Here is a 20555-nt window from a genome sequence, read left to right as displayed (position 1 = left end):
CTCGTCAGACGCGAGCTCATGGCGTCGGCCACCCGGGCAGCCCCTTGCGCAGGAGAATCTCGACCGCGCGGTCGATCGGAATGCGGACTTCGCCACGATTGCGATCGGCCCAGCCGTAACCGCGCTCGATCTGCTGGTCGCCCTGTCGTGATTTCTGCAGCGTGTCCCGAGGGGCGACTTCGAGCGGTGGCGCATTTGAGCTCAACGCGGGACGGCTCGCGGGCGTGATGCGTTTCATCGATTGCGGAAAAACGAGCGGCAGCACGAGCGGCGTGACTGCGACGAAAGTCGCAAGGCTCCCCGCAAGCCAGCCGACAAGGCGAAATCCGACGTCCGACCGCTCGTAATCGAAGCGCTTGCTGCCCGCCATGTTCGTTGTCCTCGCTCGCGGCAGGACAATGCTGCATCTGGAATTGTGTTCCTGTTTAGGAACCAATGCGCGACGTCAAGATTGTCGCCCCGATAGCTCGCCATCGGGGCGCAGCGAGAATGGTCCAGTTATTCTCCCCTGTGGCGGACACTTGGTTGCGCCTGTTTCTGATCGGCGGCCTGTCACTGGCCGGCGGCGGCACTGTCGCGGTCGTTGGCTTTGCGCGCTCGGCATATATGACAGACACCGACGTTCGGCCGCGCCAACCTGTGCCGTTCAGCCATCGGCATCATGCGGGGGAACTAGGCATCGACTGTCGCTATTGCCACAGCAATGTCGAAGTTGGCCCCTCGGCCGGCCTGCCGCCTACCGAGACCTGCATGACGTGCCACTCGGAGATCTGGACCAATGCGAAGATGCTGGAGCCGGTGCGGCAAAGCCTCGCGAACAACACGCCGATTCAGTGGACACGCGTGGCAAAGCTTCCCGACTACGTGTTCTTCCGTCACGACATCCATATAGCCAAAGGCGTCGGCTGCGAAACGTGCCACGGCCGTATCGACCAGATGGCGCTGACGTATCGAGCGAAGGCGTTCACAATGGAGTTTTGCATCGATTGTCATCGCGGTCCGGCCCCGCATCTGCGACCGCCGGACTACATCACCGACATGGCCTGGAAGCCGACATCGGATGCGCGCAAGGAAGGCGAAGAGATCGCCGCCCATGAGGGCATTCGCTTCGGTGAGCTCACCCATTGCTACGTGTGTCACCGATGAGGCGCCGCATCGACCATCAATCGATGGACCGGCCGCGCGTCTGGGCAGGCGTCGAGGAGCTCTCCGATGATCCCGGGTTTCAGGCCTTCATCGAGGCGGAATATCCGGCGGTCCAGGAGTTCTCGAAGACTGCTCGCCGCGAATTCCTGAAGCTGATGGGCGCATCCTTTGCGCTGGCGGGGCTGACCGGCTGCGAGAAGAGCTCGTTCGTTGCCGCGTTACCCTATGTCGACCAGCCGGCGAGCGAGACGATCGGCTTGCCGCGCTACTATGCGACCGCCGTCTCGCTCGATGGCTACGCGCAACCCGTGATCGCCACGACTCATGCCGGGCGGCCAACCAAGCTCGACGGCAATCCGGGACATCCGACAACATTAGGCCGCAGCGACATTTTCATCCAGAGCGCGGTGCTGCAACTCTATGATCCCGACAGGGCGGCCGCGCCGATGCGCCGTGGCGAGCCCGTGAGCTGGGCGGACGTCGAATCGGCCATCGGCCTGATGCGCGAGAACTGGCTCGCCGATCAGGGCGAGGGCGTGCGGTTGCTGCTCGGACCCACGACGTCGCCGACGCTCTTGCGACAGATCGCTGCTTTTCTGAAGCAGTTTTCGAAGGCGCGCGTTCATCTGCATTCGACCGCAGGTCTTGATGCAAGACGACAAATCACGGCCGCGTCCTATGGACAGCCCCTCGATCAGCACTATGTGCTCGCAAACTGCGATGTGGTTGTCAGTCTCGACGACGATTTTCTGGGGCCTGGACCTGACCAGGTCCGCAATGCGCTGGGTTGGTCGCAATCGCGCCGGCGGTACAGCGACCGGCCAGGCAATCGATTGTTCATGGCGGAAAGCGTGCCATCCGCAACTGGCGCATTGGCGGTCCACCGACTGATCGCCGACGCACGTCGCATGCCGGCGCTGGCTGAAGCGCTTGCCGAATCTGTCGGCGTCGCCGGGGCATCCCGGCCGGAATTGACCGACGCCGAGGGCCGCTGGATTGCGCGTGCCGCGGCCGCCTGCAAGGAACGGCCGGGACGCTCGCTGATTGTCTCAGGTTTGAGTGGAGGTGCCGCCGCCGGTCTCTGGGTCGCGAGGATCAATCAACAAATCGGGAATGCCGGCCAGACGCTCAAGCTGACGGCGCCGATCTCGGGACCAGCAAATGCGGGGACGTTGGCCGAACTGGTATCCGATATCGACAGCGGGCGGGTAAATTCGCTTGTCATCTTCGACGGCAACCCTGCCTACGGCGCCCCGGGCGACCTCGGCGTCGGCGAAGCCATTACGCGCGTCCGCTCCTCGATTCATCTTGGCCTACAGCGGGACGAGACCGGCGCTCTCTGCGAATGGCAGCTTCCTCTCGCGCATGCACTGGAAAGCTGGAGCGATGCGCGCGCCGTCGATGGCACCGCAACCATCCTTCAGCCGGTGATTTCGCCGTTCTACGATGTTCGGACGGCGCACCAGATCGCCGCGATGTTACTGGGAGAGGTTGATCCGGCCGCAGATGCTGCCGTCCGCGAAACCTGGCGGGCGAGCTTTGGCGATGCATTCGATACGCGGTGGAAGCAAGCGTTGCATGACGGCTTTGTCGAAGGAGCCGAGCCGTCCATCACGGCCTCGCCCGCGAGCAACTTCATCGCGCCGCCAGGCACGACTGGAGATCTCGACATTGTGTTTCGGCCGGACCCAACCGTCTGGGACGGCCAGTTCGCCAATATCGGCTGGCTCCAGGAGCTTCCCAAGACGCTGACGACCGTCACCTGGAGCAATGTCGTTGCCGTAAGCCCGGCGCTGGCAAAGCGTCTCGCTGCCAGCAATGGCGATCATGTCGAAGTGAAGATCGGTGAGCGTCGCGTGAGTGGACCAGTCTGGATCATGCCGGGTCAGGCCGACAATACGGTCGCGCTCTTTCTTGGCTATGGAAGGACCCGGGCCGGGCGGGTCGGTAATGATCTGGGTTATAATGCCTATCACGTGCAAGCCACCGCGGATCCATGGCTGGCGCGCGGAAGCCTGCGCAAGCTCGATACCAGCGAAGATCTGGCGGTGACCCAGTTGCATCACCGCCTCGAGGGATTTGATCTGGCCCGCGAAGTCAGCCCAGGTCAGGCAGAACGCGCACCATCTGATCAGGCAAGCCTCTATGCCCCTTGGCCCTCGTCGAAGAACGCCTGGGGCATGGTGATCGATCTCGATAGCTGCATCGGCTGCAATGCCTGCGTGGCGGCGTGCACGGCCGAGAATAACGTACCTGTGGTCGGGGCGGATCAGGTCAGGGTCGGCCGCGAGATGCACTGGTTGCGGATCGCGCGCTACTACACCGGGGACATCGCCGAACCGCGCAGCTTCTTCGAGCCGGTACCCTGCATGCATTGTGAGGACGCGCCCTGCGAAATGGGCTGTCCGGTTCACGCCACGACGCACAGTCCGGAGGGCGTGAACCAGATGGTCTATAACCGTTGCATCGGGACGCGCACCTGTTCCAGCTACTGTCCCTACAAGGTGCGGCGCTTTAACTTTTTCGACTATCGCGCCCCGGGCGATTCATCGGAGCATGCCGCCCACAATCCTGACGTGACCGTGCGCTCGCGCGGAGTCATGGAGAAATGCACTTATTGCACGCAGCGCATCGAGGCGGCCCACGTCGCTGCGGACAAGGAGAACCGTCCCTTGCGTGATGGCGAGGTGATCACCGCTTGCCAGCAGGCCTGTCCAACCAAGGCGATCGTATTCGGCGACATCAACGATCCGAACTCCGAGGTTTCGCGGCTGAAGCGGAGCAGCCGGCACTACGTGCTGCTTGAGGAGCTGGGAACGCGGCCGCGCACCACCTATCTAGCGCGGTGGCGCGACGATGATGATGCGGAATCGAGGCAGGGATGAGTGATCGATCCGACATCCTGCCGACGCGCCAGAGCATGGGCCGCATCGCCGACCAGCTCACCGATATTCCCCTGCATTTCCCGGTGGAGCGTCGCTGGCTGATCGCGATGATGTTCGCGAGCGCGCTGCTTCTGCTGTTGATGGTCTCGGTGGTCGAGCTCTTCACCCGCGGTGTTGGCATCTGGGGCATCAACATCCCCGTGAACTGGGCGTTTGCGATCCACAACTATGTCTGGTGGCTCGGCATCGGTCATGCAGGCACATTGATCTCGGCGCTCCTGCTTTTGACCGGAAGCGAGTGGCGTAACTCCCTTAATCGATTCGCCGAGACGATGACGCTGTTCGCCGTGGTCTGTGCCGGAATCTATCCGATCCTACATCTCGGCCGGCCTTGGTACGTCTACTGGATGTTTCCCTATCCGGCCACGATGGGCGTCTGGCCGCAATTCCGCAGCCCCCTCGAATGGGACATCTGGGCGGTATTGACCTATCTGACAGTCTCGCTGGCCTTCTGGTACACCGGCTTGATCCCCGATCTTGCCGCCGCGCGCGACCGGGCGACACGTCGCGGCTGGCAGATCTTCTTCGGTGTCACGGCACTCGGGTGGCGCGGCTCAGCCAGGCATTGGCTACGCTGGTCGCAGGCGTACCGCCTCACCGCAGGCCTTGCGGTGCCGCTGGTCGTATCGGTCCACAGCGAGGTGTCGCTGCTGTTTGCGGCGGGACAGATCCCAGGCTGGCACTCGACGATCTTTCCGCCGTACTTCGTGCTGGGGGCCGCGTTCTCCGGCTTTGCCGTCGTCTCCATCATCGCGGTGGCGCTGCGCTCGTGGTTCGGGCTCGAGAACCTCGTGACCAACGATCACCTGGACATGCTCGGAAAAGTCCTGCTCGCGACCGGCCTGATGACAGGCTATGGCTACGTGTTCGAAGTGTTCGACGCTCTCTATTCGGGCGAAACGCACGAGATTCAGACACTGGTCGACCGCTTGGCCGGCGCCTACGCCTGGACCTATTGGGGCGCGGTCCTTTTCAACTTCATTCCCCTCCAGGCGCTGTGGTGGCGCGTCGTGCGGCGAAGCGGATGGATGCTGCTGCTGGTCTCCGTATCTGTCGTGATCGGAATGTGGCTCGAGCGCTACATGATCCTGGTCACGAGCCTCTACCGCGATTTCCTGGTCTCGTCCTGGAGCCACTTCACGCCGAGCTTCTGGGACTGGTCGACCTATTTTGGCACGATCGGGTTGTTCCTGGTGCCGTTCCTTATCGCGATCAGGCTTGTCCCCATGATCTCGATCTTTGAGAGCAAGGAGCTTCTCCACGAAGAGAAAGAGGAGAAGCAGCATGCCTGAAGGACTCTACGGTGCATTGGCAGAGTTCAAGAGCCCGGAAGATCTGTTGGCGGCCACGCGGAAGGTGAGGGAAGCCGGCTACCGCAATCTCGATGCCTTCACGCCGTTTCCGGTCGATGGTCTCGATCGCATTTTGCGGCTTCCGCGCCCAACCATTGCTTTCGTCGGTCTTGCGGGGGCCGTCGCCGGCGCGGGAATCGCGCTGATCATGCAGTTTTACGTGAATTACGACTACCCGCTGAATGTCGGCGGCCGGCCGATCTATGCGATCTCGGCCTTCGCGGTCGTGACCTTCGAACTCACCATCCTGTTCTCCGCGCTCGCCATGCTGGTCGGGATGCTGTGGCAGAACGGGCTGCCGCGGCTTAATTATCCCGTGTTCGACACCGATCGATTTCACCGCGCCAGCAAGGACCGGTTTTTCCTTTGCGTGAGCGCGGACGATGCCAAGTTCGAGGCGGGCGAGACCTTGGCGTTCCTCGTCGGCATCGGGGCGCTGTCGGTGGAGCTTGTGCCGGGATGAACAGGCTGCCGCTCATCGTTCTGCTTGCAGCTCTGCTGGCGGCCTGCGACCAGAACATGGACGTGCAGCCGCGCTACAGCGAATATTCGCGCGCACCGCTGTTTCGTGGCAGCGTGCTGCGCCAGCCTCCGGCAAACACGATCGCCCGCGATGATCTCGAACGGGAGAAGGCCGTTGTCGCCAAGCCAGCGCTCTCAGCCGCGCTGCTTGCACGGGGGCGGGAACGCTTCGGCATTTTTTGCTCGCCGTGTCACGGCGCCGGCGGCGACGGCACCGGGATCATCGTCCAGCGCGGCATGCCGAGGCCGACCAGCTATCACGACGACCGGCTGCGCGCCGCTGATGATCAATACTTCTTCGATGTGATCACCAACGGCCATGGTGCGATGTATTCCTATGCGGCCCGCGTCCCGCCAAGGGATCGCTGGGCGATCGTCGCCTATATCCGCGCGATCCAGCTCAGCCGACACGCCTCGCTCGACGACGTGCCGGCGGATCAGCGGGCCAGACTCGAGAGCGCGCCATGAGAGTTGGTGCCGGCGCAAGGAGCGGGATGGCGGTGATCTCGGGCTTGACGCTGATCGCCGGATTTGTCGTCGACGCACGGTCGACCGCCGCGGCCTATCTCGTCGCCTGGATCGCTTGGGGTGCCATCCCGATCGGAGCGCTTGTCCTCTTCATGACCAGCTATCTGGTGCGGCGCCGCTGGACCGAGCAATTGCATCCCATCTTCGTCGCGACCACCGGGATACTGCCCGTTGTCGCGCTGACCTTCATTCCCATTCTTCTCTTTATGAGGGACATCTATCCCGCCATCGCCGGTCCGGCGACACTGCCGCCGTTCAAGGCGGGCTGGTTCGCGCCATGGTTCTTCGTGTCGCGGGCGGTGCTCTACTTCGGGATCTGGATCGCGCTCGCGGCGTGGCTCCGGCGAGCCTGGCGCAATGATGAGGCCATGGTGCGCGCGGCGTCGGTAGGATCGATCGCGTGGACCTTGACCGTGTCGCTCGCCGGGATCGACTGGGTGGAATCGCTGGAGCCCGAATTTCATTCGTCGATCTATGGTCTGATCTATCTCAGCTTCGTGCTGACCAACGCAACAGCCTTCGTTATCGCTGCCGGCCTGCTGTCGCCACGACGGATTGGCCCGAGCCGCGGCTACAGCGGCCTGCTGCTCTCGGTGCTGTTGCTGTGGTGCTACCTCCATGCGATGCAGTACATCGTCATCTGGTCGGGAAACATTCCCAAGGAAGTCGCTTGGTATTTGGTGCGATCGGAGAATGGCTGGCAGTTCGTCCTGGCGGCACTCTCGTTCGGACAATTCGTGTTTCCATTCTGCGCAATGCTGAGCGCCCGGGTGCGATCGCATCCGCGCTGGTTGTTGGCCCTGTGCGGGCTGACGCTGGCGATGCGTTGGCTCGAATCTGCGATCCTCATTCTTCCGCCTGCCCACGGGCTGTCGCTTGCGCGGACAGTTGTAATGCTGCTCGCCGCGGCGCTCTTTCAGGGCTTGGTGCTGTGGCTTGCGTTCGAGGCGGTCCTCGAGCGGGGAGCGGCGGAGAGAGCGATCGTCGCGGCTATCTGGCCGCAAGCTCGCGTCGAAAGAGAAACCCGATCAGCAGGGCAAGGACAATGACGCTGATGGAGGTGGCCGCGAGCAGGAGCCGTCGCGCCGCCAGCGTGTAGGTGCCGCTGGCGGGATCGAAGCCGTAACAAAGCAGATGGATCTGATCGGTCAAGCGCCCGACATGCCCCTGACCTGCTTCGACCAGGGCCAGACGCAGACTCGTCGCATCCACCGCCAGCGCCGAGAGCGCGCGCGAAATCCGACCGTCGGGCGTCACCACGAAGGTGGCCGCGGGATGGGCGAATTGGTCGTGCTCGCGATCGTAAACGGTCTTCACGCCGAACGCATCGATCAGCGAGGCAACGCCTGTAGCTGCGGTGCGCAAGAAAACGCTGTGTTCGGGCAGGCCGTTCCTTGTGCTCAGCTGCGCATCCTTCATCGCCTGCGCCTGAGCAGCCGTATCCTTCGGGTCGAAACCGACAATGATGAGGCGAAAGTCCCTGCCGGCGCTCAGGCCGGTGTCGGCGAGCGCGTTCGACACGATCGATATCGCCGGTCCGCAAAGCGTTTGGCAGGTGTAGTCGGCCAGGATCCAGACCGTCGGGACGCCTCCAAGCCAGTCTCGCAGCGGCGCTGCGTTGCCGCTCGGATCACGCATGCGAACTTGCAGTGGCAACAGTGCATTCAGCCGTAGCGTGAGCGTCGCTTGGTCAAGCTGGCTGGCCGTGACGGCAGCCTGGGTAGTGCGGGGGATCGCTCCAAGGCACACCAAGACGATCATCCATGCCGCGAGCAACGCGCGCATCCTTGAGACGTTGATCGTGCGTTGGGCCGGCAAAGGTGCCTCTGATCCCGTGATCCCACGTGCATGGCGGCGGCCACGATCGGGGCATTCGCATCCGGCAATGTCGGTGCGATGCCTTTGTTCCAAGATCGCCGCAACTACCTCGCCGCGGTCTGCCAGGCGAGCAGTCGCTGCTCGACCAGCGACACCGCAATCGACGTCACATATCCGGTGGCACCGAGCAGAATGACGCCGGCAAAAAGGTCGGCGGATCGGAACGCGCGCGCCGAGAGCAGGACCCACTGACCGAGGCCGTCGAGGCCGGCCAAGATCTCGCAGACCACCGAGAGGATCAGCGCGACCGTCAGGCTGAGCCGCATGCCCGCGAGGATGTCCGGCAATGCCGAGGGCAAGGCGATCTTGCCGATGATTGCGGCGCGCGACATCTGCAGCGAGCGGGCGACCTCATAGAGCCGCGGCTCGACCGCGGCAAAGCCGTGAATGGTTGCGAGCATGATCGGCCAGATCGCGCCGAAGGCGATCACGAACAGCGCCATGCCTTGCGTCAGCCCAAGCATCGCGATCGCGACCGGGATAATCGCCGACACCGGCAGCGGCCGCAGGAATTCCAGCGAGGGCGCGACATAGGCCCGCATCACCTTCGAGGATCCGATCAGTGCGCCGAGCGCAATGCCGGCGATCGAGGCGGCGAGCCAGCCATAGGCCATGTGCTCGAGCGTACCGATGAGCTTGCCCGCGAGATCGCCGCTCGAAAAGCCGCGCACCAGCGCGGCCCAGGCCCTGTCAGGGCCGGGCAGGAACACCGGCGAGACCAGGCGCAGGTCGGCGATCAGCTGCCACGCCGCGACGAAGCTGCCTGCGACCAGGATGCTGGCGACACGCCAGAGGATCGCAGCGCGGTTCATGGATTGTCTCCGGCGAGCGCGGCGCGGCCGAACAGGCGCCGCTGGGCCGCAATCATCAGGACGTTCAGCGCGTAGCCGATCGCGCCGATCCACACGAGATAGGCGAGCATCAGGTCGGCGCGCAGCGCCTGTTGCGCCAGCATGATGCCGGCGCCGAGCCCGATCGGATTGATCGCGATCTCGACCGTGACGGCGACGATCAGGGCGATGCCGGCCGACAGGCGGAAGGCGACGAAAATCCGCGGCAGCGCGGCCGGGATCACGACCTTCGCGATCCGTTGCGGCGCGCTCAGCCTCAAGGCGCGCGACACCTCCATCAAGCGCGGCTCGATGCTGCGCACCGCGCTGCGCGTCATGATCAGCATCGGCCAGACGCAGGCGAACGCCACGATCACGATCTCCATCCGGTAGCCGAAGCCGAGGGCGATCAGCGCAATCGGCAGCAGCGCGATCGAGGGGATCGGACGGATCGCCTCGACCGTCACCTCCATCAGCCGGTCGAGCGGGCGCGAGATGCCGAAGGCAATGCCGAGTGAAAGGCCTATTGCACTGCCGACCGCCAATCCTGCAAAGGCGGCGAACAGCGTGTCGCGGGTCGCGATCGGGATCGAGAGATCGGCAAGAGCCGTGGCCAGGGCCACGAGGATCGCGCTCGGCGGGGCCAGGCTGTCGCTCTGCAGATGGGTGAGGCGCGCCCAGAGCTCGAACGCGAGCATCAGCGCCAGCGGCAGCAGCAAGGGCCTCGTGCGACTGAGGCTCAATGTTCGGTCGCCTTGATGAAGTCGAACAATTGCCGGCGCAGCCGCAGGAATTCCGGATGCTCGCGGGTGGCGAGCTGGTCGCGCGGGCGCGGCAGATCGATGTCGAGCTCGATGCCGATCCGGCCGGGATGCGGCAAGAGGCCGATGACGCGGTCGCCGAGATAGATGGCTTCGTCGAGATCGTGGGTCACGAAGACCACGGTCGTCTGGCTCGCTTGCGTCAGCGACAAGACCTCGTCCTGCAAGCCCTGTCGCGTCATCGCGTCCAGCGCGCCGAACGGCTCGTCCATCAGCAAGGTCGACGGCTCCTGCGCAAGGCAGCGCGCGATCTGCAGGCGCTGCTGCATGCCGCCCGACATTTCGGTCGGATATTTGCCGGCATGGCCGGGCAAGCCGACCTTGCGCAGCAGCGCCTCGATGCGCGCACCGCGCTCGCGCGCCGGCACGCGCGCGGCTTCCAGCGCCAGCGAGATGTTGCCGGCCGCGGTTCGCCACGGCAGCAGCGCCTTGCCGTAATCCTGGAACACGATCGCGACCTCGCGCCGCGGCGCGGTGACCGGCTCGCCGTCGAAGGTGACGGAGCCGCTGGTTGGGCGATAGAGGCCCGCGGCGAGCCGCAGCGCGGTGGTCTTGCCACAGCCGGAGGCGCCGACGATGCAGAGGAATTCGCCCGGCCGCACCTGAAGATCGAGGTTCTCGATGATGGTCTTGCCGCCGAGCCGCAGCGTCGCGGCGTTGAACGCGATCAGCGTCTTCTGCCGCCGCGCAGCGCGCGCCTCATCGAGCCTGGCAACGACGCTCATGGTTGCTCCCCGCTTTCAGGCGGATAGACGAAATCGATGGTCGAGTGCAGATGTGCCGCCAGCATTTTTTGCGCGGCAGTCACGTCGCGGGCCAGCACGTGGTCGGCGAGCATCTGGTGACTCCTGATGAAGCCCTCACCGCTGTCGATTGCGCCCATCATCACGCGGCGGTAGCGATAGGCCTGGTCGTAGAGATCGGAATGGGCCGCCAGCATGCGCCGCGAGCCGCAGGCGGCGAGCAGTGCGGTGTGAAAGCCCTTGTGCAGCCGGTCGAACTCGGCCGCGCCTTCGCGGAATTCATTGCCGGTGCGCTCGATATGCCGGCGCATCTGATGCAGCGCGCTGACGATGCCAGCCTCCCAGGCGAGGTCGCCGTGCCGGATCGCGAGCCTGACGGCCTCGATCTCGACCGCCGTCCGCATGCAGGTGATGTCGGCGAGATCCTCGCGGCTGACCTCGGCGACGCGAAAGCCGCGCTGGCCGATGCCGACGATCAGACCGCGCGACATCAGCCGCGACAGGCCTTCGCGCAAGGGAGTGGCGCCGATGTCGTAGCGCTGCACGAGGTCGACAATTCCGAGCCGCGATCCCGGTGCGAGACGTCCGGCCAGGATGTCCTGCTCGATGAGATTTGCGGCGCGCTCGCTCAAAGTGCCGGCCTCGGCCGGCAGCCGTTCGAGAGTGCGCTCGGAAGCGGGCATCGCCGATATCCTCTAGTTCAGCACCAGTTTCGCGGTGTCGAGCTTCGATTGCAGCATCTTCTGCGACGACATCACGTCGATCCACCAGGAGAGGTTTTCTGCCCTGAGGTTCGGCTCGGACTGGTTCGGCGGCGTCGCCTTGACGAGCTCGAGCGGCTGCTTGGTGAACTTGGCGATCGAGGCGGAGGCCTTCTCGCGATCGCTGTTGACGATCACGGCGGCCTCCGCGATGGCTTCGCGGAATTTCTTCACCGTCGCCGCATTCTTCTCCGCCCAGTCGCGCGATGCGGCGTAGAAGATGATCGGATCGGTGCGACCGAGCTCGGCGCCGTACCGCGCGCCGACCGAACCGAGCCCTGCATTGGTCATGCGCGTGACGAACGGCTCGGCGGTGAGCACGGCGTCGACGCCGCCTGATTTGATGATGTCCGCCATGGTCGGGAAGGTGACCTCGACGAAATTGACGCTTCGGGGATCGACGCCTTTCTCAACCAGCCATTTCACGAACAGCACGTGCAGAAAGGCGTTCAGGCCGGGCGCGCCGACCTTCTTGCCGACGAAATCCTTGGGGTCCTTGATGGTGATGCCGTTGCGGACGAAGGCGGCGATCGCGGTGTTCGAGGTCGGGTTCATCACCGAGGCGCCGGCGATCGCGACGAGGTCGAGGCCACCGTCGACGGCTTGGAGAAAGACGGTCGAGGTTGGGCCGCCGACCTGAATCGAGTTCGACAGGATCGCCGCGGGGATGTTGGAGTTGATTGCGATCGGCGTCATCTCGACGTCCAGCCCGTGCTTCCTGAAAATGCCTTCGTCGACCGCGACCATGGCCGAGGCGCAGTCGGAGGTCGCGGTACAGCCGATCTGGATCTTGGACTCCGCCAGCGCTGGGCCCATCAAGGCAACAGACGCCCCGAACGCGAGCCCCGCCAGCATCGCCGTCAATTGCGTTCGCTTCACCGCGCTCTCCCCGATTTGTATTTTTCAGTCTTGTTTATCGATATTTTACATGATCATATATTCGAAATAAGAGCAAGGGGTGCCCAAGGTGAAGCTCGCAACATTCAAATCCGCCGGTCGGGAGAAGATCGGAGCCGTTTATGCCAATGACAGCCAGGTCTTTGATCTCGCCGCCGCCGCCGCGCGGGACGGCGAGGCCGATCCGGCCTTCGGCTCCATGCTGGCGCTGATCGACGCCGGACCCCGCGCGCTCGATCGGGCCCGCGCACTGCTCGACAAGCACGGCCAGGACGCGACGCTGTCGGCGGCGGTCAGCGCCGTCGACATCCTCGCGCCGGTGCCGGAGCCCAGGCAGATGCGCGACGGCATGTCGTTTCCGCTGCACATCCTGCAGGCGCCGCGCGGGCAGCGGAAGCTCGCCGCGCGGGCCAAGGGCGACAACGCGGAATTGGCGCGCATCGACGCCGAGCCGCTCGGTGAGCTGCCCGAGGTCTATCGCAAGCAGCCGATCTTCTACATCACCAACCGCTTCAGCGTCCGCGGCACCAACACCACGGTGAAATGGCCGCGCTACAGCAAGGTGATGGACTACGAGCTCGAGTTCGGGATCGTCACCAAAAACAGGGGCGCGAACATCACGCCTGCGAAGGCTGGGGATCACATTTTCGGCTATACCATCTTCAACGATTTCTCCGCGCGCGATGCCCAGCGCATCGAGATGGAGGGACGGCTTGGCCCGGCCAAAGGCAAGAGTTTTGACGGCGGCAACGTGATGGGCCCCTGGATCGTGACGCCGGACGAGATCGGCGATCCCTATCGGTTGAAGATGGAAGCGCGCGTCAACGGCGAGACCCGCTCCAAGGGCGTCTCCGAGGGCATGCTGTTTTCCTTCGAGGAGATCATCGCCCACGTCAGCCAGGACGAGACGCTGATGCCCGGCGAATTCATCGGCTCCGGCACGGTCGGCAATGGCTGCGGTCTCGAGCTCGGATGGTTTCTCGAGCATGGCGATACGATCGAGCTCGAGGTCGAGAAGATCGGCATTCTGAAGAACCGCGTCGAGCGGCAAGACGCATGAAGCGACGCCTGACGGCCGCCAACGAAAAAACAATCAACGAGGAAGCGCCATGACGACCAGGCTGATCGACATCTCCGTCCCGCTGCAAAACGATGTGCCCGCCGACCCGCCCGGCAATCATCCGACGATCCAATATATCAATCACCAGCAGGGCCTGCCGCGCATGCTGCAGTTCTTCGACGGACTGAAGGCCGAGGATCTGCCGGACGGACAGGGCTGGGCGGTGGAGCAGGTCAGCCTCTCGACCCACAACGGCACGCATCTCGACGCACCTTGGCATTTTCACCCGACCATGAATCGCGGCGAGCGGTCCTGGACCATCGACGAGGTGCCGCTGGAATGGTGCTTCCAGCCAGGCGTGAAGCTCGACTTCCGGCATTTGCCCGACGGCTATGTCGCTTCAGCCAAGGATGTCGAGACCGAGCTCAAGCGCATCGGCCATGAGCTGAAGCCGCTCGAGATCGTCGTGGTCAATACCAGCGCCGGCGCCAAATATGGCCGGCAGGACTACGTCACCTCGGGCTGCGGCATGGGCTATGAAGCGACCATGTACCTGCTCGAGCGCGGCGTGCGCCTGACCGGCACCGACGGCTGGAGCTGGGACGCGCCGTTCGTCTACACCGCGAAGAAATACGCGGAGACCAAGGACGCCGGCCTGATCTGGGAAGGCCACAAGGCCGGCCGCCATATCGGCTACTGCCATCTCGAGAAGCTGCACAATCTCGAGCAGCTGCCGCCGACCGGCTTCAAGGTCTCATGCTTTCCCGTGAAGATCGAGCGCGCTTCGGCAGGCTGGACGCGCGCGGTGGCGATTCTCGAGAGTTAGCGGCTCGGGCTCCGCTCTAGCTCAGATCATGCAGATCCTTGCCAAGTGGCGGCTTGAGCGAAAACTCCGTGAACTTCACCGGCAATCCCGCCCGTTCGGGTGTGCAGGCCATCGGCCCGACGAGATAGGATTGCGCTTTGGGGAAAGGCGCCAATCGGACGAGTGGCCAGATCTGGCCGTCAGCCGACGACTGCAATCGAATAACGCCCTCGGTGACCGTGACGCGCATCCGGAAATCACTGGCGTCGTGCGCATAGGGGGCTGTTGCCCAATCCGACTGACCATTGGTCAAGACGCTCGACAGCATGGCGCGCCCGTCCGAGAACTCGATCCCGGCTTTGATCCAATGCTCCGCGTCGACCCGCACCATGATGCCGGCTTGATCGTAGAGCTCTTGAAACTCGCACTGGACGCGCAACTCGGCCGTGAACGCCTCCGTGGTCCGAAAACCCAGGAAGTGGCCACTGTCGCGGCAGAACCCATAGTGAGTTTTCTGCCAGAAATCGGTGGCCTTGTCGGTGACGATCTCGAGGCTGTCGTCCTGCGCGGTCCACCGCTTCGGCTCATTCAGCCAGACACCATCATGTCTTGCGAAGATGGAAGCGCTCATGTCGAACCTCGACGAAAGTTGTCGACACCGCCGGGTGTCGATCAGGCGCGGCAAGACAGCCGCACGACGAATGGAGAGCCGGATGCGCGATCACGCACCCGGCTCTCCAAAGAACGCATTTCAGTGTGGCTAAATCAGAGCAGCCCGTTCTTCTTCAGGATATCCGGCGCGTTCTCCTTGGTAATCAGCATCGTCGGCAAGGTGATGACAGGCTCGAGCTTCTCGCCCTTGAGCAGCTTTGCCGCCTGTCTCAATCCTTCCGCACCGGGCGTTGCGTAGAGGAACGTCGCGGTGAGCTGGCCCTTGGAGACCCAGGTGACGCCCTCATCAGGCAGTCCGTCGATGCCGATGATGAACTTGATATCCTTGTCGCGGCCGGCGTCCTTGGCGGCGAGATAAGCGCCGTAGGCCATTGGGTCGTTATGGCCGTAGACCATGTCGATCTTCTCGTTGTTACGCAGCGCCGTCGTCATGATGTCGTAGGCCTTGTCCTGCTTCCAGTCGCCCGACTGGTTGTTGAGCAGGTACTTGATGCCCTTTTCCTTGTCCGTGAAGGCATGGAAGCCGTCGTGCCGGTCATGCGCGGGTTGGGTGCCCATGCCGCCCCAGATCTCGACGACGTTGCCGGCCGCCTTGCCGGGACCGCCGAGCAGCTTCACCGCGTGCTCGCCGGCGGCCCTGCCGATCGCGACGTTGTCGCCGCCGATGAACTGGGTGATGCGCTTGGTGTCGACGTTGCGGTCGAGCACGATGACGGGAATCTTGGCGTCGATCGCCTTTTCGACCACACCGGTCAGGCCAGCCGATTCCTTGGGCGAGATCAGGAGCACGTTGACCTGCTGCACGATCAGATTGTCGCAATCGGCGACCTGCTTCTCGGTCTTGTCCTGGCCGTCGGTAATGATGAGGTCGATGTCAGGATGATTCTTCGCTTCAGTCAGGATGTCCTTGTTGAATTGCACCCGCCACGGCTCCAGCGTGGTGCACTGGCTGAAGCCGACTTTCGACTTGCCGGCGGCCCTTGCAGGCGTCCAGCCTGCCGGCAGATAGATGGTCATTGCGGCGCCCGCCGCAGTGGTCGACAACTTCAAAAACTCACGACGCTTCATCGAGATCCTCCCTTGCGAGTTGGGCCTTTGCGGCGCTTGGCAGCCGATCGGTCTCGGCTGTTTTCGGATCGACATGAGCTTCGCCCGATCGACGGAACCGCCATCGCGCGACGAGCTGGCCGAGATTCTGCTCCTGCACCAGCACGGTGCAAATGATGATCAGCCCCTTCATCACGAGCTGGACGTTGGAGTCGATGTTCTGAAGCTGCAGGATGTCGGAGAGCAGACCGAAGATCAGGACGCCGACGAAGGTGCCGGCAAGGCCGCCGCGGCCGCCCATCAGGCTGGTGCCGCCGATCACAACGGCGGCGATCGCGTCGAGCTCGAGGCCCGTGCCCGCATCGGGCTTGCCTTGCCGGTACTGCGCGACGAACAGCACGCCGGCGATCCCGGCGAGAAGGCCTGACAACAAATAGGCCGTGAGCTGCACCTGCGCGACCTTGATACCGGAAAGCTTTGCCGCCTCGACATTGCCGCCGATCGCATAGGCATAGCGGCCGAAGGTAGTGAAGCGCAGGATCGCGCCGAACAGGCAGATGGCCGCGAGGAAGAAGACGCTCGGGACAGGCAAAACGCCCCACAGCATCGAGCGCAGCAGCTCGAAAGCCTCGGTCGCATTGGTGCCCGTGTAAACAGGCACCACGGCATTGTCGGACCCGGCCGTCAATCGCGCGATGCCAAGTGCGCTGACCATCATCGCGAGCGTCGCGATGAAGGGCTGCAGCCGGCCGGTGACGATCAGGAGCCCGTTGAGGCCGCCAAGCACCATCGCGAGGCAGGGCGCGATCAGCAGGACACCGAGAACGCCGAATTTGGTCGGCATCTGGTTCATCGTCCACCAGCCGATGGCGATAGCGGCGACAAGGCCGAGCAGTCCCGGAAGCGTGGTGCTCTGCCATCGCGGCAGCGCGATCTCGCGCCGCCTTCCGGCGCTGACATCGCGGCCGCGCGCGAGGCCGGCGAACACGAAGCGTGCAGCCAGCGCGACGGCAGCGCCACCGACGAGGATCGCCGCCGGCACGCCCAGGACGGATGCCGAGGTCCAGCCGGGCTTGGTCAGCAACATCGCGCAGATCACCGTCGAGAAGCCCATCACCGAGCCGACCGAAAGATCGATGCCGCCAAGCAGGATGACCATGGTCATTCCAGTCGCGACGAGGCCAGTGATCGAAACTTGGCGCAGCACGTCGGTCAAATTGCCGTAAGACAGGAAGATGTTGTGGCCGGACGAGGTGTGCGGCGAGATGACGGCGCCGATCAGGCAGATCAGTACGAGCCCCCAATACAGCTTGGTGCGCGAGAGCAAGCGGAACAGGGCTTTCATGATGCGGCTTCCTGCGACCATCTCGCCATGCCCGGTGCGGCGAGGCGCATCACCGTCTCCTGCGACGCGTTCTGGCGTGCGAGAATGCCGGTCTGCCGGCCCTCGCACATGACGAGGATGCGGTCGGACAACAGCAGCAGCTCGGGCATCTCAGAAGTCACCACGATGATGCCGAGGCCCTGGGCTGCGAGGTCGAAAATCAATCGGTAAATCTCCTGTTTGGCGCCGATGTCGATGCCGCGGGTCGGCTCGTCGAGCAGCAGGATGCGCGGTTCGGTTGCCAGCCATTTGCCGATCACGACCTTTTGCTGGTTGCCGCCGGACAGCGCGGCGGCTTCCTGGCCGATACCCGTGCAGCGAACCGAGAGCCGTCTGACCATCTCAGTGGCGAGCGCGCGTTCGCGCGCGAATGCGCGCAGGCCAAATCGCGAAAGCGCACCAGTCGAGGGCAGCGCGACGTTGTCGCAGATCGAGGCGGCCAGATGCAGGCCGCGCTCCTTGCGGTCCTCGCTGACGAGTGCGACGCCGAGATGGTAGGCGTCGGAAGGAGAGGCGATGTCGACCGCCGCACCGTCGATCGCGATGCGCCCCTCGCGCCAGCCGCGCGCTACGCCGAAGATCGACTCCAGAATCTCCGTCCGTCCGGATCCGAGTAGGCCGCCAATGCCAAGGATCTCGCCGCGCTTCAGCTCGAAGCTCACGCCGTGCAATGTGCGCCGCCATCCGTGCGGACCGAGCGTATCCAGCGTCAGGTCCTGCACCGAGAGGACAACCGCGCCATCCTGCGCCGTCGCGCTGCGCGCGTGCGCGGCCATCTCACGGCCGACCATCGCCGAGATGATGGCGCCGCGCGAGAGTTGATCGATTCGTGCCGTCACCACGTGCCTGCCATCGCGCAGCACGGTGACGCGATTGGCGAGCTCCAGCACCTCCTCGATGCGGTGCGAGGTGTAGATGATCGCGACGCCTTCGCTTGCGAGCTGGCGCACGATCTTGAACAGCGTGTCGCATTCCGACGAGGACAGCGCCGAGGTCGGCTCGTCCATGATGAGGATGCGCGCGTTGAGCGACAGCGCCTTGGCGATCTCGACGAGTTGCTGCTCGCCGACGCGCAGGCCCGCGATCCTGGTCTCCGGCGCGATGGCGACGCCGAGCCGCGCCAGCAAGCGCTCGGCGGTCCTCGCCATCCGGCGCCGGTCGATCAAGACTCCGCCGATCAGCGGCTCTCGGCCGAGGAAGATATTGTCGGCGACGCTCAGCTCGGGAACGAGATTGAGCTCCTGGTGGATGATGGCAACGCCGGCCTCTTCGGCGTCGCGCACGCCGGTGAAGGCTGCCGGATGGCCCTCGACCAGAATGGTGCCGTCGTAGCTCGTGTGCACGCCGGCGAGGATTTTCATCAGGGTGCTTTTGCCGGCACCATTCTCGCCCATCAGCGCGTGCACTTCGCCGTGGCGCAGATCGAAGTCGACCTCGTGAAGCGCGTTCACGCCGGCAAAGGATTTGGAGACCCGCTCCGCGCTGAGCACGACATGGCCATCAAGCACGCCGGCGCGGCTGCCAAGCTCGACCACGCGAGGGGAGCGCTGCGCACCGCGCTCGTCGTCCGACCCGAGCGCGCCGAAGCGTGCCTTCATTGGGTTGCCTCCCGGCGTGCCGTCAGTCCCTGAAGACATCGAGTCGCAGGTGTTCGTTTGCTTATTAACTGATATGCTAGTTATATCAGCTGCTGCTCGTCAAGCCTTTTGGCCGCGCGATTGGCGTCGCGGCGCCGAAATGTGTAGATCGGCCGGGGGAACACAGCATGCATTCAGTCGGCGGGTTCAGTGGCGCGAGGCCAGCGCGCGGGCGCAGCGCAGGCGGCTCGAAAGTCGATCAGGCCTATCTTGCGCTGAAACGCGCCATCGTCTCCGGCGCGCTCGCGCCCGAAACGCCGATCGACAAGAACGAGTGGTGCGCGCGCTTTGACGTGTCGAAACTGTCGATCACGACGGCAATCAACAGGCTCGCCTTCGACGGATTGGTCGTGGTCGAGCCGCAGCGCGGCTCCTACGTTGCCAGGATTCATCTTGAGGACGTCAGGCAGTGGATGCTGATGCGTCGCGCGCTGGAGGTCGAGGTCGTCGGCGTCTGCGCGACCAGCATGTTGGACGATGCGATCGCCGCGCTCGGCCAGAATCTCGCCTATCAAAAGGCTGCGATCGCGAGCGGAGACCTCGAAGGTTTCCACGCGCTCGATACCAGATTTCACCAACAGATGACCGAGAGCCTGGGCCTCGCGCGCGTCGGCGAAGCGCTCGATACGATCCGAACTCATCTTGAACGCGTTCGTCGCACGCTATTGCCCGAGCCGGGTCGGCCAGAAGGAACTTACAAGGAGCACGAGGCGATCTACCGCGGGATAGCAGATCGCAATCCTGAGAGGGCCAGGACCGAGATGGCCAGCCATCTCGATCGCGTCGCGCGCGAACTGAATACCTTCGTGGAGAAGCATCCCGGCTTCTTCGAGAGCTAGTCGGTGCGGCGACGTCCGCGCGGAGCGTACGGTTGCTGCAAGTCCTGCCTTAGGTGTGGAGACATATCGGCGAGCGGGGGCAGCCAAAAACACGGGCCGGCAAATTGCCAGCCCGCGTCGTTCAAATCGGATGTTGCTGCTGCGATTCAGCGTGACGATCATCCCTTCTCGGGTCGGTGCGGGCAGACCATCGTCAGGTTGAGCAACGCCGGCTTGTCCGAGCCCTTCTTGTACTCCCACTCCAGCCGGATCTCATGCCGATGAGCGAGGGCATCGCTTGGCTCGTGCGTGATGATCTTCGTCTTCATCGGGATCGGCGGCTCGGAGTTGAAGCACTTCCGGACGCAGGCATCGAGCAGGTCGCACCGCGTCAAGGGAATCACCCCTGGCTCGTCCCTGGACAGGGGGACCGTGTTCGGCTGCGTGCTGAGGTCGACGCGGGCCCGCCCCTTCTCCTTGTGCCAGTACTTGGCGCTGCCCTCCGGCCATTTCGAGGCCGGCGTAAGAATCAGGTGATACTGACCGTATTCCAAGGTCGGCAGATCGATGTCGTCCGACGCCCTGAGCTTGGCGACGCTCTTCTTCATGTTTGCCAGGGGGTAGTAATTACTGTTCATCAAGTCTCGAAATGATTTGCCGCTATACGTTCTTCCGCCCATTACCTTGTCCTTAGCTGTGGTCTCACCAA

21 protein-coding genes are annotated in these 20555 nt (G+C 63.9%); 9 read left to right on the top strand and 12 right to left on the bottom strand.

Features of this window, described 5'->3' with window-relative positions; all coding sequences use genetic code 11:
• Window positions 1–16: 16 nt before the first annotated feature.
• Entirely contained in the window at window positions 17–370 is a 354-nt protein-coding gene (locus tag BM374_RS02295) for a hypothetical protein (protein WP_092288948.1), read from the bottom strand.
• A 119-nt stretch (window positions 371–489) separates the two neighbouring features.
• Here BM374_RS02295 and BM374_RS02290 point away from each other — a divergent pair, with 119 nt between their 5' ends.
• From BM374_RS02290 to BM374_RS02265, 6 genes are read left to right on the top strand one after another with little or no spacing between them, the layout of a single operon-like run.
• Window positions 490–1146 carry a cytochrome c3 family protein gene (locus BM374_RS02290; protein ID WP_092288947.1) on the top strand — a complete coding sequence of 219 codons (657 nt, stop codon included), beginning with the start codon at window positions 490–492 and terminating at the stop codon, window positions 1144–1146.
• The gene (locus tag BM374_RS02285; protein ID WP_092288946.1) at window positions 1143–4031 is read left to right on the top strand and encodes a TAT-variant-translocated molybdopterin oxidoreductase; all 2889 of its coding nucleotides are present in this window, start codon (window positions 1143–1145) and stop codon (window positions 4029–4031) included. The genes BM374_RS02290 and BM374_RS02285 overlap by 4 nt, the downstream gene beginning before the upstream one ends.
• Entirely contained in the window at window positions 4028–5383 is a 1356-nt protein-coding gene (gene nrfD / locus BM374_RS02280; RefSeq protein WP_092288945.1) for an NrfD/PsrC family molybdoenzyme membrane anchor subunit, read from the top strand. The genes BM374_RS02285 and nrfD overlap by 4 nt, the downstream gene beginning before the upstream one ends.
• A complete protein-coding gene (locus BM374_RS02275) occupies window positions 5376–5906 on the top strand; it encodes a DUF3341 domain-containing protein (protein WP_092288944.1) in 531 nt (176 codons plus the stop codon). Before nrfD ends, BM374_RS02275 begins: the two co-directional genes overlap by 8 nt.
• On the top strand, window positions 5903–6433 hold the full coding sequence (locus BM374_RS02270) for a c-type cytochrome (RefSeq protein ID WP_092288943.1): 531 nt from the start codon (window positions 5903–5905) through the stop codon (window positions 6431–6433). The genes BM374_RS02275 and BM374_RS02270 overlap by 4 nt, the downstream gene beginning before the upstream one ends.
• Before the next feature lie 44 nt (window positions 6434–6477).
• The gene (locus BM374_RS02265; RefSeq protein ID WP_143270137.1) at window positions 6478–7542 is read left to right on the top strand and encodes a hypothetical protein; all 1065 of its coding nucleotides are present in this window, start codon (window positions 6478–6480) and stop codon (window positions 7540–7542) included.
• Here BM374_RS02265 and BM374_RS02260 read toward each other — a convergent pair.
• The 6 genes from BM374_RS02260 to BM374_RS02235 form a co-directional block, all read right to left on the bottom strand.
• Window positions 7484–8311: a thioredoxin domain-containing protein gene (locus tag BM374_RS02260; protein WP_210188570.1), complete on the bottom strand. Its 828-nt coding sequence runs from the start codon at window positions 8309–8311 to the stop codon at window positions 7484–7486. The two genes, BM374_RS02265 and BM374_RS02260, sit on opposite strands and share 59 nt — an antisense overlap.
• A gap of 104 nt (window positions 8312–8415) precedes the next feature.
• Complete coding sequence (locus BM374_RS02255; protein WP_092288940.1) at window positions 8416–9183, bottom strand: ABC transporter permease; 768 nt, start codon at window positions 9181–9183, stop codon at window positions 8416–8418.
• Window positions 9180–9944: an ABC transporter permease gene (locus tag BM374_RS02250; protein WP_092288939.1), complete on the bottom strand. Its 765-nt coding sequence runs from the start codon at window positions 9942–9944 to the stop codon at window positions 9180–9182. The genes BM374_RS02255 and BM374_RS02250 overlap by 4 nt, the downstream gene beginning before the upstream one ends.
• On the bottom strand, window positions 9941–10747 hold the full coding sequence (locus BM374_RS02245; RefSeq protein WP_092288938.1) for an ABC transporter ATP-binding protein: 807 nt from the start codon (window positions 10745–10747) through the stop codon (window positions 9941–9943). The genes BM374_RS02250 and BM374_RS02245 overlap by 4 nt, the downstream gene beginning before the upstream one ends.
• The gene (locus BM374_RS02240) at window positions 10744–11448 is read right to left on the bottom strand and encodes a GntR family transcriptional regulator (protein WP_092288937.1); all 705 of its coding nucleotides are present in this window, start codon (window positions 11446–11448) and stop codon (window positions 10744–10746) included. Before BM374_RS02240 ends, BM374_RS02245 begins: the two co-directional genes overlap by 4 nt.
• Window positions 11449–11460: 12 nt before the next feature.
• Window positions 11461–12342: an ABC transporter substrate-binding protein gene (locus BM374_RS02235; protein ID WP_502689412.1), complete on the bottom strand. Its 882-nt coding sequence runs from the start codon at window positions 12340–12342 to the stop codon at window positions 11461–11463.
• Window positions 12343–12493: 151 nt separating this feature from the next.
• Between BM374_RS02235 and BM374_RS02230 the strand changes: the two genes are divergently transcribed.
• Window positions 12494–13483 carry a fumarylacetoacetate hydrolase family protein gene (locus tag BM374_RS02230; RefSeq protein WP_092290145.1) on the top strand — a complete coding sequence of 330 codons (990 nt, stop codon included), beginning with the start codon at window positions 12494–12496 and terminating at the stop codon, window positions 13481–13483.
• Between the two features lie 49 nt (window positions 13484–13532).
• Window positions 13533–14309: a cyclase family protein gene (locus tag BM374_RS02225; protein WP_092288935.1), complete on the top strand. Its 777-nt coding sequence runs from the start codon at window positions 13533–13535 to the stop codon at window positions 14307–14309.
• Window positions 14310–14325: 16 nt separating this feature from the next.
• On the opposite strand, the gene BM374_RS02220 is transcribed toward BM374_RS02225, so the two are convergent.
• The 4 genes from BM374_RS02220 to BM374_RS02205 all read right to left on the bottom strand — a co-directional run bounded on the left by BM374_RS02220 (window position 14326) and on the right by BM374_RS02205 (window position 18989).
• Entirely contained in the window at window positions 14326–14919 is a 594-nt protein-coding gene (locus BM374_RS02220; RefSeq protein WP_092288934.1) for a DUF1349 domain-containing protein, read from the bottom strand.
• Window positions 14920–15053: 134 nt separating this feature from the next.
• Window positions 15054–15977: a substrate-binding domain-containing protein gene (locus tag BM374_RS02215; protein WP_502689411.1), complete on the bottom strand. Its 924-nt coding sequence runs from the start codon at window positions 15975–15977 to the stop codon at window positions 15054–15056.
• A 37-nt stretch (window positions 15978–16014) separates the two neighbouring features.
• Window positions 16015–17352, bottom strand: coding sequence for an ABC transporter permease (locus BM374_RS02210; protein WP_092290144.1), 1338 nt, complete (start codon window positions 17350–17352; stop codon window positions 16015–16017).
• The gene (locus BM374_RS02205; protein ID WP_092288932.1) at window positions 17349–18989 is read right to left on the bottom strand and encodes a sugar ABC transporter ATP-binding protein; all 1641 of its coding nucleotides are present in this window, start codon (window positions 18987–18989) and stop codon (window positions 17349–17351) included. Before BM374_RS02205 ends, BM374_RS02210 begins: the two co-directional genes overlap by 4 nt.
• A gap of 167 nt (window positions 18990–19156) precedes the next feature.
• Here BM374_RS02205 and BM374_RS02200 point away from each other — a divergent pair, with 167 nt between their 5' ends.
• A complete protein-coding gene (locus BM374_RS02200) occupies window positions 19157–19867 on the top strand; it encodes a GntR family transcriptional regulator (protein WP_092288931.1) in 711 nt (236 codons plus the stop codon).
• 158 nt (window positions 19868–20025) lie between these two features.
• Here BM374_RS02200 and BM374_RS02195 read toward each other — a convergent pair whose 3' ends face one another.
• Window positions 20026–20526, bottom strand: coding sequence for a hypothetical protein (locus BM374_RS02195; protein WP_092288930.1), 501 nt, complete (start codon window positions 20524–20526; stop codon window positions 20026–20028).
• Window positions 20527–20555 lie beyond the last annotated feature (29 nt).

The organism is Bradyrhizobium sp. Ghvi, assembly GCF_900115265.1.
In the GTDB taxonomy this organism is placed as follows: Bacteria; Pseudomonadota; Alphaproteobacteria; order Rhizobiales; family Xanthobacteraceae; genus Bradyrhizobium.
This window is presented reverse-complemented; position numbering and strand designations above follow the sequence as displayed.

Coding starts and splice junctions, on each gene's coding strand:
- BM374_RS02195 (WP_092288930.1), bottom strand. CDS start 20,526: ATGGGCGGAAGAACGTATAGCGGCAAATCATTTCGAGACTTGATGAAC.
- BM374_RS02285 (WP_092288946.1), top strand. CDS start 1,143: ATGAGGCGCCGCATCGACCATCAATCGATGGACCGGCCGCGCGTCTGG.
- BM374_RS02275 (WP_092288944.1), top strand. CDS start 5,376: ATGCCTGAAGGACTCTACGGTGCATTGGCAGAGTTCAAGAGCCCGGAA.
- BM374_RS02255 (WP_092288940.1), bottom strand. CDS start 9,183: ATGAACCGCGCTGCGATCCTCTGGCGTGTCGCCAGCATCCTGGTCGCA.
- BM374_RS02225 (WP_092288935.1), top strand. CDS start 13,533: ATGACGACCAGGCTGATCGACATCTCCGTCCCGCTGCAAAACGATGTG.
- BM374_RS02200 (WP_092288931.1), top strand. CDS start 19,157: ATGCATTCAGTCGGCGGGTTCAGTGGCGCGAGGCCAGCGCGCGGGCGC.
- BM374_RS02215 (WP_502689411.1), bottom strand. CDS start 15,977: ATGACCATCTATCTGCCGGCAGGCTGGACGCCTGCAAGGGCCGCCGGC.
- nrfD (WP_092288945.1), top strand. CDS start 4,028: ATGAGTGATCGATCCGACATCCTGCCGACGCGCCAGAGCATGGGCCGC.
- BM374_RS02205 (WP_092288932.1), bottom strand. CDS start 18,989: ATGAAGGCACGCTTCGGCGCGCTCGGGTCGGACGACGAGCGCGGTGCG.
- BM374_RS02245 (WP_092288938.1), bottom strand. CDS start 10,747: ATGAGCGTCGTTGCCAGGCTCGATGAGGCGCGCGCTGCGCGGCGGCAG.
- BM374_RS02270 (WP_092288943.1), top strand. CDS start 5,903: ATGAACAGGCTGCCGCTCATCGTTCTGCTTGCAGCTCTGCTGGCGGCC.
- BM374_RS02210 (WP_092290144.1), bottom strand. CDS start 17,352: ATGAAAGCCCTGTTCCGCTTGCTCTCGCGCACCAAGCTGTATTGGGGG.
- BM374_RS02290 (WP_092288947.1), top strand. CDS start 490: ATGGTCCAGTTATTCTCCCCTGTGGCGGACACTTGGTTGCGCCTGTTT.
- BM374_RS02240 (WP_092288937.1), bottom strand. CDS start 11,448: ATGCCCGCTTCCGAGCGCACTCTCGAACGGCTGCCGGCCGAGGCCGGC.
- BM374_RS02235 (WP_502689412.1), bottom strand. CDS start 12,342: ATGGGCCCAGCGCTGGCGGAGTCCAAGATCCAGATCGGCTGTACCGCG.
- BM374_RS02295 (WP_092288948.1), bottom strand. CDS start 370: ATGGCGGGCAGCAAGCGCTTCGATTACGAGCGGTCGGACGTCGGATTT.
- BM374_RS02220 (WP_092288934.1), bottom strand. CDS start 14,919: ATGAGCGCTTCCATCTTCGCAAGACATGATGGTGTCTGGCTGAATGAG.